The sequence below is a fragment of the Bacillus sp. GW823-FHT06B01 genome (assembly GCF_058952315.1).
In genome coordinates, this window is record NZ_JBXAHR010000001.1 from 430972 (window position 1) to 446698 (window position 15727).

General features: G+C 33.8%; 16 protein-coding genes and 3 pseudogenes. 11 read left to right on the forward strand and 8 right to left on the reverse strand.

Going from position 1 to position 15727, the window contains the following annotated elements:
• The first annotated feature begins 124 nt into the window (after positions 1 to 124).
• Both AC1Q8N_RS02295 and AC1Q8N_RS02300 read left to right on the forward strand, forming a co-directional pair.
• Entirely contained in the window at positions 125 to 1615 is a 1491-nt protein-coding gene (locus tag AC1Q8N_RS02295; RefSeq protein ID WP_098221991.1) for an alanine/glycine:cation symporter family protein, read from the forward strand.
• 30 nt (positions 1616 to 1645) lie between these two features.
• On the forward strand, positions 1646 to 2083 hold the full coding sequence (locus AC1Q8N_RS02300; protein ID WP_176519549.1) for a carboxymuconolactone decarboxylase: 438 nt from the start codon (positions 1646 to 1648) through the stop codon (positions 2081 to 2083).
• A 146-nt stretch (positions 2084 to 2229) separates the two neighbouring features.
• Here AC1Q8N_RS02300 and AC1Q8N_RS02305 read toward each other — a convergent pair whose 3' ends face one another.
• Both AC1Q8N_RS02305 and AC1Q8N_RS02310 read right to left on the reverse strand, forming a co-directional pair.
• Entirely contained in the window at positions 2230 to 2526 is a 297-nt protein-coding gene (locus tag AC1Q8N_RS02305) for a hypothetical protein (RefSeq protein ID WP_048547416.1), read from the reverse strand.
• Between the two features lie 63 nt (positions 2527 to 2589).
• Entirely contained in the window at positions 2590 to 3231 is a 642-nt protein-coding gene (locus AC1Q8N_RS02310) for an HD domain-containing protein (protein ID WP_098047713.1), read from the reverse strand.
• Positions 3232 to 3337: 106 nt separating this feature from the next.
• Between AC1Q8N_RS02310 and AC1Q8N_RS02315 the strand changes: the two genes are divergently transcribed.
• From AC1Q8N_RS02315 to AC1Q8N_RS02335, 5 genes are all read left to right on the forward strand, one after another.
• Entirely contained in the window at positions 3338 to 3841 is a 504-nt protein-coding gene (locus AC1Q8N_RS02315) for a GNAT family N-acetyltransferase (RefSeq protein ID WP_098076161.1), read from the forward strand.
• 255 nt (positions 3842 to 4096) lie between these two features.
• The gene (locus tag AC1Q8N_RS02320; protein ID WP_098076159.1) at positions 4097 to 4612 is read left to right on the forward strand and encodes a DinB family protein; all 516 of its coding nucleotides are present in this window, start codon (positions 4097 to 4099) and stop codon (positions 4610 to 4612) included.
• Positions 4613 to 4859: 247 nt separating this feature from the next.
• A complete protein-coding gene (locus tag AC1Q8N_RS02325) occupies positions 4860 to 5525 on the forward strand; it encodes a lytic polysaccharide monooxygenase (protein ID WP_048547409.1) in 666 nt (221 codons plus the stop codon).
• A gap of 162 nt (positions 5526 to 5687) precedes the next feature.
• The gene (ppaC, locus tag AC1Q8N_RS02330) at positions 5688 to 6617 is read left to right on the forward strand and encodes a manganese-dependent inorganic pyrophosphatase (RefSeq protein WP_000416840.1); all 930 of its coding nucleotides are present in this window, start codon (positions 5688 to 5690) and stop codon (positions 6615 to 6617) included.
• A 108-nt stretch (positions 6618 to 6725) separates the two neighbouring features.
• Positions 6726 to 8372, forward strand: coding sequence for a M3 family oligoendopeptidase (locus tag AC1Q8N_RS02335; protein ID WP_493521048.1), 1647 nt, complete (start codon positions 6726 to 6728; stop codon positions 8370 to 8372).
• A gap of 18 nt (positions 8373 to 8390) precedes the next feature.
• On the opposite strand, the gene AC1Q8N_RS02340 is transcribed toward AC1Q8N_RS02335, so the two are convergent.
• Positions 8391 to 8588, reverse strand: coding sequence for a DUF4017 family protein (locus AC1Q8N_RS02340; protein ID WP_048547405.1), 198 nt, complete (start codon positions 8586 to 8588; stop codon positions 8391 to 8393).
• Between the two features lie 161 nt (positions 8589 to 8749).
• On the opposite strand from AC1Q8N_RS02340, the pseudogene AC1Q8N_RS02345 reads away from it, so the two are divergent.
• Both AC1Q8N_RS02345 and AC1Q8N_RS02350 read left to right on the forward strand, forming a co-directional pair.
• Positions 8750 to 9955 (forward strand): annotated as a pseudogene (locus AC1Q8N_RS02345) (peptide ABC transporter permease).
• Positions 9956 to 9975: 20 nt separating this feature from the next.
• The gene (locus AC1Q8N_RS02350) at positions 9976 to 10425 is read left to right on the forward strand and encodes a DUF6884 domain-containing protein (protein WP_048547401.1); all 450 of its coding nucleotides are present in this window, start codon (positions 9976 to 9978) and stop codon (positions 10423 to 10425) included.
• Positions 10426 to 10464: 39 nt separating this feature from the next.
• On the opposite strand, the gene AC1Q8N_RS02355 is transcribed toward AC1Q8N_RS02350, so the two are convergent.
• Positions 10465 to 11148 carry a tyrosine-type recombinase/integrase gene (locus AC1Q8N_RS02355; RefSeq protein ID WP_098047706.1) on the reverse strand — a complete coding sequence of 228 codons (684 nt, stop codon included), beginning with the start codon at positions 11146 to 11148 and terminating at the stop codon, positions 10465 to 10467.
• Positions 11149 to 11218: 70 nt separating this feature from the next.
• On the opposite strand from AC1Q8N_RS02355, the gene AC1Q8N_RS02360 reads away from it, so the two are divergent.
• A complete protein-coding gene (locus tag AC1Q8N_RS02360; protein ID WP_098047705.1) occupies positions 11219 to 12094 on the forward strand; it encodes an N-acetylmuramoyl-L-alanine amidase in 876 nt (291 codons plus the stop codon).
• Between the two features lie 151 nt (positions 12095 to 12245).
• Here the strand turns inward: AC1Q8N_RS02360 and AC1Q8N_RS02365 are convergent, their stop codons facing one another.
• From AC1Q8N_RS02365 to AC1Q8N_RS02380, 4 genes and pseudogenes are all read right to left on the reverse strand, one after another.
• Positions 12246 to 12755, reverse strand: a complete 510-nt coding sequence (locus AC1Q8N_RS02365; RefSeq protein ID WP_048547399.1) for a hypothetical protein — start codon at positions 12753 to 12755, stop codon at positions 12246 to 12248.
• 20 nt (positions 12756 to 12775) lie between these two features.
• A pseudogene (locus tag AC1Q8N_RS02370) lies at positions 12776 to 14272 on the reverse strand (T7SS effector LXG polymorphic toxin).
• Positions 14269 to 14631, reverse strand: a complete 363-nt coding sequence (locus tag AC1Q8N_RS02375; RefSeq protein WP_098047704.1) for a DUF3958 family protein — start codon at positions 14629 to 14631, stop codon at positions 14269 to 14271. The pseudogene AC1Q8N_RS02370 and the gene AC1Q8N_RS02375 overlap by 4 nt, the downstream one beginning before the upstream one ends.
• A gap of 41 nt (positions 14632 to 14672) precedes the next feature.
• Positions 14673 to 14948 (reverse strand): annotated as a pseudogene (locus AC1Q8N_RS02380) (TIGR04197 family type VII secretion effector).
• Positions 14949 to 15337: 389 nt separating this feature from the next.
• Here AC1Q8N_RS02380 and AC1Q8N_RS02385 point away from each other — a divergent pair.
• The gene (locus AC1Q8N_RS02385; RefSeq protein ID WP_493521049.1) at positions 15338 to 15667 is read left to right on the forward strand and encodes a hypothetical protein; all 330 of its coding nucleotides are present in this window, start codon (positions 15338 to 15340) and stop codon (positions 15665 to 15667) included.
• The last annotated feature ends 60 nt before the right edge of the window (positions 15668 to 15727 follow it).

Sequence of the window (15727 nt, forward strand, 5' to 3'; positions counted from 1 at the left end):
ATCTAACTGTTAATAAATAGAGGGATGAAATAATGAGAGATACGGACAACTGTAAGGTTTAATAATAGTTGTCCGTTTTCTTATATATAAAATAGTTTTCAAAAGAATGTTAAGGGGGATTTTGATGGAGCAATTAGTAGAGTGGTTAGTAGGGCAAGTATGGAGTATTGGGTTAGTTGTTTTTGCATTAGGGGCAGGTGTGTATTTTACAATTGCCACTCGTTTTCTGCAAATTCGTTATTTTAAAGAGATGATTAAACTATTATTTGAAGGGAAGAGCTCGGAGACGGGAATTTCATCCTTTCAAGCATTTTGTTTAGCGTTATCTGGTAGGGTTGGAATAGGTAATATCGCAGGGGTCGCGACAGCAATCGCTTTTGGCGGACCAGGAGCTGTGTTTTGGATGTGGGTAATGGCTCTTTTAGGAGCAGCGAGTGCATTTGTTGAATCAACATTATCTCAAGTGTATAAAAGTAAAGTTGGGAATGAATACCGAGGTGGTACACCATATTTCATTGAAAAAGGCCTGGAAATGAAATGGTTTGCAGTTATTGTAGCGGTCGTTGTAACACTTTCATATGGCGTTTTATTACCAGGTATTCAATCTAGTAGTATCGCAGTTGGTTTTGAAAACTCTAACGGTATTAGTAAATATATAACTGGTATATTGTTAGTCGTATTATTAGCAGCGATCATTTTTGGTGGCGTAAAGAGAATAGCTGGCGTTTCGCAAATGCTCGTTCCATTTATGGCAATAGGTTATGTAATTGTTACATGTATCGTATTAATTGCGAATGTAACAGAAATTCCAAGTATGTTCGCTTTAATTTTCTCTAGTGCTTTTGGTGTAAATGAAATGTTTGGCGGAATCGTTGGTGCAGCAATCGCTTGGGGCGTAAAGCGTGCTGTATTTTCAAATGTTGCTGGTGTTGGAGAAGCGACGTATAGCTCCGCTGCTGCTGAAGTATCCCATCCTGCAAAACAAGGGTTAGTTCAAGCGTTTTCTGTATATATCGATACAATTGTTGTATGTACAGCGACAGCTCTTATGATTTTAATAACAGGTATGTATAATGTTATACCGGAAGGGAAAAGCGCTATTGTAAAAAATATAGGGAATGTTGATGCAGGTCCAATTTATACACAACAAGCAGTTGAAACTGTTATGACAGGGTTTGGTCCATTATTCATTTCAATCGCAATCTTCTTCTTCGCATTTACAACTTTACTCGCATACTACTATATCGCTGAAACGACACTTACTTATTTAGATCGTGAGCTTAAACATAGCTGGTTAAAACCAGTTTTAAAAATTGGATTTTTAATTATGGTTTACATCGGTAGCGTAGAATCAGCGTCGCTTTTATGGAATCTTGGAGATTTAGGAATCGGTAGCATGGCATGGTTAAACTTAATTGCGATTCTACTATTAAGTAAAATCGCATTAAAAGTGTTAAAAGATTATGAAGCACAGAAAAAGGAAGGGAAAGATCCCGTGTTTGATCCTAAAAAAGTTGGGATTGAAGGATTAGTTTTTTGGGAGGAGAGAAGTAAAGAGATTGAAAGGAAAAACTATAAAGAACAAACGGTAGAGGATGATAGTCTGAAATTATAGTTAAAATAAACTGAATATTCATTCTTTTTAGTGTTGTATATTGCCTTCTTTTCATCACATACTACAATAGGTACACATAATTGGAATGGAGGTAATAATAAAATGGAACACGAACAACATAGTTCAGTAAATGACGTTCTACATCATTATAAAGAAGGAATCGGTAGTTTTACAAACCAAATTCCTGAAATTGCAGAAACATATAATGCATTCACGCAAGCTTGTTTTCAAGAGGGCGCTTTAACAAAAAGGGAAAAACAACTTATCGCATTAGGAATTAGTCTAGCAACGCAAGATGAATATTGTACCATTTATCATACAAAAGGTTGTCTTGATCAAGGATGTTCAGATAAAGAGATTCTGGAAGCATGTGGTGTATCAGCAGCATTTGCTGGCGGAGCTGCAATGAGTCAAGCGGTAACATTAGTACAAGAGTGTTTAAGTGAACTGAAAAATCAGAAGCATTGAATGTAAAAGAACGTTTTAAACTTTATGTTTAAAACGTTCTTTTACGTGAGATTAAATTTGAGTATAAAAATTATCTGGTATGTGATGTATTAAAGTAAGAATTTTAAATTTAGTCGGAATGAGAAATAACAACTATTTATTTAGTATTAAGATTTTCTAAAAAGTTTCAATTGTTTCATATAATCAATAGCTTTTGTTTTGTTCTTTTGTTTACATACATATTCGAATTCATTCTTATCTCGATAATAACAATTCATTATTTCTTCTGTAAGAAATCCATCGGAAATAGCTTTTTTAATTGCGCAATGTGGTTCATTTGTATGAGTGCAGTTAGAGAATTTACAGCTCATAGATATCTCTTCGATATCTTCATAGCCAAGATTAAAGTTGTCCTCATGTTTTATTAAGTCAAAACCTGTGTTACTAATGGTTAATCCCTCCACTTTTCAATGAGTTTTTTAGAAGTACGCATACAAAAATTCTACCGTCTTTAAGTTGTATGTAATTTAACATTCCATATTTTTATAAATCGATTTCTCCACGTCAGGAAGAACTCTGTATATGCTCTTACCGATTAAAGATTCTAATTCATTCTTAATTGTATAGAAACCTTTCCAATGTAAAGAAGAATGAGAGGTTGTTCCATGTCGTAAACCAACTGAAATTAATCTTTTTTCAAGAGTAGTAAAGCCTTCTGCATCAGCAAGTGCGTCACAAAGGGTAATGACCTTATTGTATAAGTCGTAGTCACTATTTTTATTTAAAATTTCAATTAATCGGCTTTTCATATAATCAGGAACAAGGGACCACTCCGCTGCTATGTCTAAATGTTCATTTTTGCACGGGAATGAATGTGTCACGCAAATAATCGCGTTTCCTATATAGCCTAAATCATTCATATACATATAACCATCATAGGAATGAATAACAGATTTAGTAAAACCTTTATACCGTCCTATATCATGCAGGAGAGCTGCATTATATGCTATGTCAGCATTTAGGTCATACCCATTATTAATAAGTTCTACAGCTATCTTTTCAGTTGCAAGAGCAACATTATATGAATGTTTGAACCACGGACCTGGGTTTTGTTCATATGCCCACTCGAGAAGTTCTCTTGCGTATGTCCTATCTAATATATACTTCATATAAGTATCCTTTCTCTAAAAAATTGTACTTTAAATAATTTCATCTTAGTAACCCGTTTTTCCTTCCTTAAAACTTGGTACAATGAAACAAAAGGGGGGATTAGTAATGCAAAATGTAGTAATTGAAGAGATTAAGCAAATAAATGATGATATGGAAGAGCTTTCTAAACTTTTGAAAACGGTTGTAGATGATGGGGCGTCAATTGGTTTTTTACCTCCACTGGAACAAATAGAATCAACAAAGTATTGGGAAACTGTTTTAGCACCAGAAGTGATCTTGTATGTTGCTAAAATAAATAATGAAGTGGCAGGGAGTATTCAATTACATTTAGTTACAAAGCCTAATGGGATTCATAGAGCTGAAATTTGCAAGTTAATGACTCACCCGAACTTTAGACGTAACGGCATTGGACGTTCGCTTATGCAAAAAGCAGAGGAAAGAGCAAAGCAAGAAAATAGATCTCTTATAGTGTTAGATACGAGAGAAGGAGACCCTTCTAATAGATTGTATAAATCATTAGACTATAAAGAAGTTGGAAAAATACCAGAATATGCAATATCTCCAAATGGTAATTTAGATGCAACGGTTATTTATTATAAAATGATTTAGTATTTTTATTTAAAAAGAGGGATATTTTCAAACGAAAAATCTGTTATTAGGTCTGAGTATTGATTTGTAAAAAGATTGATAACCCCCTGTATAATAGGGGGTTTCTTTTCATTCATTAACTTCATATTGAATGTTCAATTTGAGGGCCAATTTGTATAAGGTTTTAACAGTTGTATAAGAGGTATTACTTAAATAAGGATTTTGAAGTCTTTTGGTGAATATTAAATGTTAATCTAAAAGATGGAGGTTGCTGTGATGTTGAAACTGTTTCAATATAACTGGCAAGTTCGTGATGATTGGTTTACATGGTGCGAAGACATATCGGCCGAAGAACTGGTAAAGAAACGGGTCGGTGGATTCGGCAGTATACTACATACCCTATTTCATATTGTAGATGTGGAATATATGTGGATCTTAGGGTTGCGTGGTGAATCAGTGCCTGAGGAGCCATTGTTTGAAGAGTATGCCAGCTTACAAAAAGTGAAAAATCTTTCAGCTCAATACCACGGGAAAGTGAAGCCATTTGTGACCTCTTGGACAAATGAAATGGATTCTCGGAAACTTTCAAAAGCTGACTTCAATGAAGAGCCGATTAGCTCAAGAGACGCACCAATTAGGCGCCGAGTCATTGAATGTACACACGGAGAGTTAATAAGTCATGTCATTGTCCACGAAATCCACCATATCGGCCAGTTATCTATATGGGCACGTGAAATCGGAAAGGAGCCAGTTTCCGCAAATCTGAGAGGGAGAGGGCTATTTGATAACTAGACTAACTTTGCCAATTTCGTAATTTATTTATAAACGAATAGTTTAATTTAGTATATTTAACACCGTCTATATTTCTCTAGCGGTGTTATTTGAATGTATCAATAAAATTTATTTAATGTACTAAATGAATTTGAGAAAGTTTTTAGAGGGTTCTTTTAGGTATGTTCTTCGACTTATAATTGATGTAGAGAAGATGACTAGCCGACTATAGTTATTTTCGCTTTATTATGGGAAAGGGGATGATGGGATGAGAACGAAAGGTTTACAGAAGGTGAAGAAAGTTATATTAAGTGGTGGTATATTACTTACGGGATTGTTAACTTTCGGTTTTTCAGAAAAAGCTTCAGCTCATGGATATGTTGAATCACCAGCGAGCCGTTCTTATTTATGTAAGCAAGGGGTAAATGTAAATTGCGGACCAATTCAATACGAGCCGCAAAGTGTAGAAGGAATAGGTGGATTCCCGCAATTAGGACCTTCTGATGGACAAATCGCAGGAGCAGGCCATTTTCCTGCTTTAGACGTTCAATCAGTTGATAGGTGGAAGAAAGTTACGTTAAACGGCGGGACGAATACATTCAAGTGGAAACTAACCGCACCTCATAGTACGAAAGAATGGAAATACTATATTACGAAAAAAGATTGGAATCCAAATAAGCCGTTAACAAGGTCTGATTTAGATTTAGTGCCATTCTATGTGAAAAATGATGGGGGAACAAGACCAGGAACTTCAGTAACTCATGAAGCGAATGTACCTACTGATAGAAATGGATATCACCTTATTTTAGCTGTTTGGGAAATTGCAGATACTGGGAATGCATTTTATCAAGTTATAGATGTTAACCTTGTAAATAACGGTTTAGCATCAAATTTTCCGCTAAATCATGTAGTGCAAGCTCCTAGCTTATTTTAAATAAAATATACATTTTGATCATCTAATTCATTTTAGATGATCTTTTTTTACGAAAAACGATGAAAAATATAGAAGAAAGTGCAATTATTTATAAAAAATTATGCTTTAAATATTGTCATATTTGCTTCTTTAAGATATCCTTTTCATGAAGAGGTGGAAAACATGGAAAAAGTACTAGTTTTCGGGCATAAAAACCCAGATACAGATGCAATTTGTTCTGCAATTGCTTATGCAGAATTGAAAAAAGAATTAGGAATGAATGCTGAGCCTGTACGTTTAGGCGAAATCAGCGGTGAAACTCAATTTGCGTTAGACCATTTTAAAGTAGAAGGACCGCGTTTTGTTGAGACAGTTGCAAGCGAAGTGGACAACGTTATTTTAGTTGATCATAACGAGCGTCAACAAAGTGCTAACGATATCGAATCTGTTCGTGTGTTAGAAGTTATTGACCATCACCGTATTGCTAACTTTGAAACAAGCGATCCTATTTACTATCGTTGTGAGCCAGTTGGTTGTACAGCTACAATCTTAAACAAAATGTACAAAGAAAATGGCGTTACAATTCGTAAAGAAGTTGCAGGTTTAATGTTATCTGCAATCATTTCAGATTCTTTACTATTCAAATCTCCAACTTGCACAGAGCAAGACGTAGCAGCAGCTCGTGAATTAGCGGAAATCGCTGGTGTAGATGCTGATAACTACGGGTTAGAAATGTTAAAAGCTGGTGCTGACTTAAGCGGAAAAACAATGGAGCAATTAATCTCTCTTGACGCTAAAGAATTCCAAATGGGTAATGCAAAAGTTGAAATCGCACAAGTAAACGCTGTTGATACAAACGACGTTCTTGTACACCAAGCGGAACTTGAAAAAGTTATCTCTGCAGTAGTAGAAGAAAAAGGTTTAGACCTATTCTTATTCGTTGTAACTGATATCTTAACTAACGATTCTGTCGGTCTTGCGATCGGTAAAGCAGCAAACGTTGTTGAGAAAGCATACAACGTATCTCTAGAAAACAACACTGCTACTTTAAAAGGTGTTGTATCTCGTAAAAAACAAATCGTACCAGTATTAACAGAAGCATTCCAAGCTTAATTTTATTGAGTACAGATACACAGCAAGGACAAGTAGTCGGATTGGCTACTTGTCCTTTTCTATCTCTAAAAAACAGAAAATTAAAATTTTAAAACAGGAGGATTGTGTATGCTTAATGATTTGGAGAGTAAATTACAGTCACTTTTAGAGCGAAATATGACTTCTGTTTCAGAATTAGAGAGTTGGCTTTTGGATGAACTGCGTGTAACCGCTGAAATAGAAGAGGAGATAACAAGTAGTTTAATTGCCACGTATAGAGATACAAATGACAGAAATAAACGTAATTTACATATGTATAATCAAAATACAATTCAACCACTTTTAAAAAGATACAATGCGAAATTTGACCAGAAATTTAGAGAGTCTCCGTTTTCCGACTTATTAAATGAGCAGAAATACGGTTTTATGAAAAAAGCAAGATTGGTAAAAAGTAAAATGTTTAATGACAAGAACGTTGCTCTTTCCATTAAAGAGCAAAAGCTTATTACGAAATATAGAGAAATAATGTCTAACATATCTATTAATTGGGAAGGAGAGCAAAAGACGTATGCATATGTAAAAGCAAAGCTAGATAACCCCAATAGAGCTATTCGCGAAAAAGCTTGGTACGCTTTATGTGAAGTAAGAAGTATAGTGAAAATAGAAATAGATTGTATTATGAATGAACTCATACAATTGCGGAATGAGATCGCTTTAAATGCAGGATTTAATAATTATAGTGAGTATGCTTTTAAACAAAAAAATAGAGATTATAGTATTAAAGAGTGTTATAAGCTTCATGAATCTATAGAAAAGTATGTTGTACCAATATGGGAACAGTTGGGGATTCTTTCTAAAAACAATCTCGGTGTAAAAAAATATCGCCCTTGGGACCTTACTCCATGTAAATTACCAAAAGCTCCATTCCAAAATGCTATTGATTTATTGAATGGGGTGGAAGAAATATTTCGGAAGACAGATTTATATTTTTATGAGAAATTTATTCATATACGAAGAACGGGATTAATTGACGTAGAAGAATGTGAAAATAAAGCACCGGGAGCTGCTTGTTTTACCCTTCCTCATAGTAAAGAGGTTTTTGTGTATTCTAATTTTAGTCCATCTTTTTATGCAATTAACGCGCTAATACATGAAGTGGGGCATGCATTTCATTTTTATAAACAATTTAACAGTGATAGTAGCATGCAAGAAAGATATCTTCGAGAAGAGGTAGCTGAGCTTTATTCCCTAGGTCTTGAGTTGCTAGTAATGGATAAGCTCAATATCTTTTATAAGCAAGAGGATGAATATAAAGAAGTGCAGCGTGTACAATTATATCGTGCTTTGTCTTTATTAATGTCGTCAATTGCAGGAGATGTATTCCAGCACTGGCTCTATACAAATCCAAACCATACACCAGAAGAACGTGATAAGAAATACGCTGAAGTATGTAAAAGGTATCAATATTCATCAGTCAATATTGCAGGATTAGAAGATGAAATCGGTGCAAGCTGGTTAGAGTCATTTCATTATGTTCAGTTTCCTTTTTATCAAATTGAATACGCAATTGCGCAAATAGGAGCAATGCAATTGTTTCAAATATATCGAGAGGATCCAAAAAAAGCGATTGCTTACTTTAAAGAGGGAGCGAATGCAGATTGGAATTTACCTATACAAGAAATATATGAAAAAACAGGTGTTACGTTTGACTTTTCGGAAGAAAGGATAGAAAGTACTGCAAGTGTAATTTTTGATCAAATAAATGAATTAAAATAAGGATAGCATTTGCTATCCTTATAACTGTTTATTCGTAGATTTTTTCTTGTTTATAGAAAATGTAATAATTGCAGTAATGAGGAAAATAGGTATAGCATATGCTTGCCCAACAAACAATTTCCAGCCAATATGATTATAGCCTTGAGATGTTGGAGCAATCATAGCGATTACGCAAACGATAATATAGAGTACTAGTGCAGGAATTATATTTTTCATTTGTTCACCCCCATTTCATAAAATCATCACATGTATATTTATATAATACTTTATAAATTGAGATAAGATATAGGTTTATCTAATATTTATGTAAATAAAAGGGTTGTTTTTAAGTGGAATAGAATAGGTGTATGTAGAATGATATAGGGGTGTTATATATAATGAACAATATATTAAATCGAATAAAGAAAGATATAAATATAGAATTATTGAATGGGCTATGGCCTGGTTTTAAGAGGGCTGCATTTGCATTATATGATGATGAGCATGTGTATGTATTTCATCATCCATTATTTTTGAAAGATGATGGTGAGTATGCCATTTTAAAGTGGGATGACCAATTTAAAGGTGATACACTTATTCTATTCAAAGATTATCCGACTGCCATTGTGAATATGAATAGGTATAAAGATTATGAAAGTTTATTTGCGGTTGTTGTGCATGAACTTTTTCATTGCTATCAATATTTGAATAAAGAAAGTAGATTTCCAAATGAATCTCTAGGATTTCTATATCCAATATAAGAAGAAAATATACAATTGCGAAATAATGAACGAATGTGTTTATATGATGCTGTGCATTGTAAGTCACAAGCTGAGAAATATAATTATATTAAGCAATTTATTGAACTAAGAGAGCAAAGAACTAGTTTTATGAAAGAAGAGTTTATAACATATGAGTGTATGGTTGAAAGTATAGAGGGGCCTGCTTGGTATGTTGAAATGAACGCCCGCATTGCAGTATGCGAAAAGGATGAAAGTGAAACAATACGAAAATATAGCGGACTTATTTTAGATGCATATGAAGCTAATTATAACATTAGGAAGAGCGGCTATAGCTCAGGAATGCTTTTATGTTTATTATTAGATGAAATCCATCCTGAATGGAGAACGAACTTCTTTAATAGTGATAAATCGTTATATTCTTTTTTAAAACAAAATATAAATGTGGACTTGAGTTTTAATAATGAAATTGCAATAAGTAAGGAAACGAAACAAATCCTTCATTTTGTTCAAAACGAAAGAGACAAGGATTTTAAACAATTCTATAAAGAAAAAGGGTATCATCTGTATATTGTAGGGGATATAAAATTAAATTCGTTTAATCCGATGAATGTAAAATTAAACAAAAATAAAGCGTTACATAAAACCTTTTTAAGTGTAAGTATACATAATAAAACATATATGATAAATCAACCTGTTTTAGCATCTTTTGAAGAAGATTTTAAAAATATGAAACAAGTTCATATTATAATGAATGAAAAGCCAATAGAAGCAAATAATGGATGGAACGTAGTAGGGATTGGAGATATAGAAGGTGAGTATGAAGAAGTAGGGAATTCTATATTTTTATATTTAAAAAGTTAGAAGTGAGGTAAGAAATAACGATGAAAAGGTTATGCATAATTCCATGCGGAAAAAAGAAGATTTGGGATAAGTATCCAGATTACGGACCGATGGAGGCAAAAGATGTATATATTAGTCCATTCGGAAAAGCATGTCAGGCGTATGCAACTATGTTTTTCGAGAATTGGGTTATCTTATCGGCGAAGCATGGATTTTTAAGACCAAATGATATTGTATTAGAAAACTATGATCTTGCCTTCGATTCAAAGAGTGATGAAATTATTAGCATGGAACAATTAAAACAACAGATGATTGAAAAAGACTTGTTTCAGTTTGATGAAATTGTTTTACTTGCAGGCAAGAAGCATAAGAAAGTAGTGACACAATTATATGCAGAAGAAATTATTACGTATCCGTTAGCAGGGTGTAAAGGGATTGGGTATATGTTGCAGAGGTTGAAAGGGGCTGTTGGGGAAGGGAAGGAACTATAGAGAATAGCTGTTGAATGTGATAGTTGGTCACAAGATTGGTCACATTTTTATTATCTTTTCAAGTTCATCAGATATTGACTTATCCATACTCGGTAAAACATGCGAATAAATATCTAACGTAGTCTTAATCGATACATGTCCCAAGCGTGAAGAGATTAATTTCACATTTACGTTTTGTTCAATTAACATCGTCGCATGTGTATGTCTTAAGTCATGAACTCTAATTTGCGGTAAACCAACACGTTTAGTTGTTTCTTTGAAGAAATGACGAAAGTTACGCGGGATGATAGGTTTACCTTGTTGAGTACATACAACTAAGTCAAAGTTATTATATTCAGCTTCAAGCTGTTTCTTCTCACTTTCAATTCTATCCCTATGAGAAAGTAATTCATCAACGAGTATCGAAGGGATATGGATGGACCTTATACTAGAATCGTTTTTTGCCCCAGTTTTTATTTTAACATCTTGTGTAACAGTTTGTTTAATGTGAATTATGCCATTTGTAAAGTCTATATCACTCCATCTAAGGCCGAGAGCTTCACCTTGCCGACAACCCGATAACGCAATGATTACATAGCCTATACGACACCGTGTAACGCTCTTTAACGTGCGTGATTTACTAATAAATTCAGATACCTGTTCTGTGGTCCAAATATTCATTTCTCTCTTCTTAATCTTAGGCAACCTTGTTCCTTCAGCTGGATTATCTTTAATTAGTTTCATTGTCTTTGCTCTTTTTAGAGATCCATTAATAATTTGAAAAATTAAACGGATTGTCCTAGGAGCATAATGATTGTCAAGCACTATTAATATTCAAAAATATGAGTCTCGTACATGGCGTTCAGCATTCGTTCACTATGCAGTTGATTGGAATGAAACTATTCAAATTGCTGATACAAAATACATAGCTTATGGTGCAGGACCAGGCGCAAACAAAAGATTTGTACATGTAGAACTTTGTGAAACGACTAATTATGAAAAGTTTAAACGTTCCTATGAAAAGTATGTTAGATTACTAGCTAAAATTTTAAAAGATAATGGTTTATCTGTAGAAAAAAGTTTATGGACTCACTATGATGTAACGAAGTATCATGGCGGTACAGACCATGAAGATCCACTAGATTATTTGCGTAGTCATGGCGTTTCTGAATCTCAATTCAGAGCGGACGTGCGACGCGCGTATAATAATGGTGATGTATCAGTTCCAAATAAACCTTCTAATCCAGGTAAGCCGACTTCAAATGTGGAAGGAATTGCGTATGTTTTAGGATACAATGTGAATCTTCGCAAGGGGCCAGGAACAGATTATTCGGTTATTCGTCAATTAAACAAACCTGAAGCATACCAAGTATGGGGAGAGAAAGATGGATGGTTAAATCTTGGTGGAGACCAGTGGGTATATAATAACTCGTTTTATATCAAGTTTGAGAAGAAAGAGTCAGTTAATACGATTGCAGGGAAACGTGTTGTGTCTAAAGCGGACAATCTACGTTTCTATGATTCTCCTTCTTGGCAGGATAAAGATGTTGCTGGTACATTAGATGCAGGCTTAGGATTTGCAATTGATAAAAAAGTAATGGTGAATCGTTTTCCACAATATCGTGTACATAATTCTAAAGGGAAGACATTTTATATTACTGCTAGTGAGAAGTATGTGAGTGTGAAGTAATAGTAAAAGCCGACTCAAATTGATATGAGTCGGCTTTGTTAATTACAACTTTATTCTTTACTGTTTATAGATTCTTTTAGTGTTTCAAGTGTCTACTTTAACCATTCTATAGGTGTTAAATTTAAACAGTGTATTTAATATATGTTTTCATTTAAATGTTCAATTTATTTAATAACTTTTCTATTCTCTTTAATTCATTATTACTCTGTTCTGCAAGGTATTCATCAGGACATTCTTTTAATATTTCAAAAAAGTTTTCTGCTCCTTTTAATAAAGTTAATAATAATTCATCTTTATTAAAACGTGTTTTTTCTCCTGCAATAGATAATAAAATTTGCTCTTGCGAAATAACCTGCATTTTTACCTCTAAAGGTTGGTCTGGAAAATAAAAACTTACATCGTTTTTATTTTCAAACAATTCTTCAATTGCATTTATGAAATATGACCATAACTGATCAATCATATCCCATTCTTTAAATCCTAAAATAGTATTTCCATAATAGTTTATTATTATTGCACCTTCCATATAATCAAAATCAATAACCAGTTCTAAACATTTCGTATTATCAAAATCTATGAAATATTCAAGAAAGTTACTTTCGATATTATCTAATGAAGTTATTATTTTATCATTTTTTATATATGATTTTACACTAATCATATTAACGTCTCCTCGGATTTCTATTTAGGATATAATTGTCCTATTCTGCCATTTTTAAATCCAACAATATATGTTATTCCATCTACTTTCCCCTCAATTTGATACATACCTTTTGTTCCTTTAGAAATAATCGTATCTCTATTCTTACTGATAACTTCTCCTGCTATATTTTGTATATCAGATATCGACAAATCTTTGTTTAAAAATGATTGTTCTTTTTTTACTGAACCATCCCAATAATCTGGATGATGTCTTTCTAAAACATGTTTCATGCCTTTTTTATCAAACATTATGTTGTTTCCATCAACATTCCATTTTTTTGATGTGTAATTATCTAAATCATTAATAATTTTTTCTGGTTTGGCAGCTTTACTTGCCCCTTTACCAACACCAGAAGACGAAGAAGACTCGAATTTTTGAAGACTATCCTTGGCATTTTGAATCGATTTATCCCAAACCAATCCACCATGTACAACAGCACCAACACCAGCAGCTGTAGCAGCTGCATCTAATGGAAGAACAATTGGTGATGCTAACCCACCACTTCCTACTTCTGCGGCGAATGTTAAGAAATTAGCCCCACCTATGACCGAAATACCTTCAAAAATTTCTACAATAGATCCTGCCGTTGATATAACATGTCCAGTAAATCTTCCAGCTTGATAAGTTGCTTCGCTTTCTAATTTATCATTATCAGGTGGTGTTAGTCCAATATAGTCTTCAGCTACTGCACTACCAGCGCCTTGTATAAAGTCCCAAGCACCTTCATAAATATCTTCGACACCATGTTTAAACTTATCTAGTAAAGATTTATCTTTTTTCTCACTATTTAATGGACCACACATTGCTCCTTCTTCAATTGAACTACCATTTAAAAGATCGTCGGCCTGACGCTTCCTATCTTCTTCAATCGCCTGAATGGAAGTCGTCCACTCCATATTCAATTCTTGTGTACTAAACGTGCCACTTGCAGGACTAAAGCATTTTCCACTTTGGACTTCGGCAAGACCAGTAGCAATACTAGCTGCTAGTTAAAGAGCCGTACTATAGTTATTACTGGATGTATATTCAAATTCATGTAAATGCTCTAGTTTTTCTTCAAGTTTTTTTCTCATCGCAACTAAGACTGCAACAATTGCGTCTATTCCAGGCATTGGCATAGCTACATCTACCGCTTCTATACTTGCAATCGATTGATTGATTTCCTGTATTTGTTCTCTTATCTCTTGTTCGATAACATCAGTTGAAGCTACCTGTGATTGAAATTGACTTGGAAAAGCATCATTCTGACGGATTAATTCTTCACATAAATAAATGATTCCTTGCGCTAAAGGACGAAAGGTTTGAACAAAAAATGCTTTTGCACTGCTATATGTTTGCCCTTGTAACACAGTATCAGTTGCAAAAGCATCAATCGACTGAATGGCTTGTTCCATACCTTGAATGGTAGCCGTACATACAGCATTCATGCTTTGAGTTTGGCTTTGTACTTCGCCCAAATACATATTTAAACTCATGCATTGACCTCCCTTGCTAATTGTTGTTGCTGGTAGGATAGGTCGTCTTCTAAATCACTAAGGTCTCGTCTTTCTTTAAGCAATGTTTCTTTTTGATTTTCCAATTCGAATGTAAGTTTTCGTTCGATGTGTTGTGCTTCTTGACGCATATTCATAAAAAAATGAGATAACTCTCTATCGCCGTGCCAAGTTTCTAGAATTCGGTTAAATAAACGATTACTTCGATTTCTCCATTCGTGAAAATCTGCTTCCGCGTGTTCTTGAGTTTGAATTGCAGATTGATTCCGATCCTGTGCTTTGAATACACTTTGTAATTTTTGATTCAATTGATTGATTTGTTTTTCAATATCTTGACTCATCTTTTTCCTCCTACCGTTTTACTTTTACGAAGGTGGTCACATTAGCGAAAAGTGTTGTGAAGTTCGTGATCCATTCTCTCGAACTCTTTAGCTACCAAATGAATGTTATCGACCGCTTGTTGAAAGGCGGCGGAAAATTGTTTCGTCAAATCTAAAAGTTGTTGGTTCGCTTCTTGTGCTTTTGAATTAACAGAAAGTGTAGTACGCGTCGCCTTTTTTATAGAGCGATTTGTTGCACTTTAGATGGTATCCGACGCTGCTCTCATCTGCGTAGCAATTTGTTGTGCCGATTGAAAATTACTTTGAAATTGTCCCATCGTATAAACCCTTTCTATATTTCTATGAACGTATTAAAGAAGGGGAGTGCCTAGTATGTATGTCCATTATCCTATTGTTCTTTATAGGAACTCTCCTGGGAAAATATTGCAGATATAATTATAATAATAAATGGTTAAAATTTCCTCAAAAAATGTGTTTTACAACATATGTGTTTGTTATAGTTCTCAATAGGTAATGTAGTATAACGTAGAGGTAAAACACTAAGGGGAGAGTAATAAATTGATGTTAATATTTTAAATTATAATGATATTTTTCAATGGTAAAAATCGATAATTTAGGTACTTAGTTGAGACTATCCCAATCCTGTTTCATAGTGTGACTAAACAAGTTATAATTAAATTATAGATGAACAGAAGGGGATGGCTCGATGGAGAAAAATAGTGAGTTGTATAAGCATTTAAGCTCAACCGGATATTCAAAAAGAATAATGAAATATCAACTAGAAACCTATTTAAGATTAAATATGGGTATTGTGCGTAAGATACAAAAGAAATATGGGCATAACGATCAAGTAATGATAGCGATAATAGATTACGTATTGTATATTTCTAAAGGAATTCTTTATCTTCGATATATAGAGTATCTTTCTGCTATGATTATTGGCGAAAGAATTGATTTAATGAAAAATTTATTAAAGTACTTATATAACGTGAAACCGTTACAGCAAGAAATAGAATGCAGGTTGGATGTCAAATAAAACTAATATCTGTTTCTAGGCAATGTTACAGTAAATGATGGAACTATATCATTATGGAGG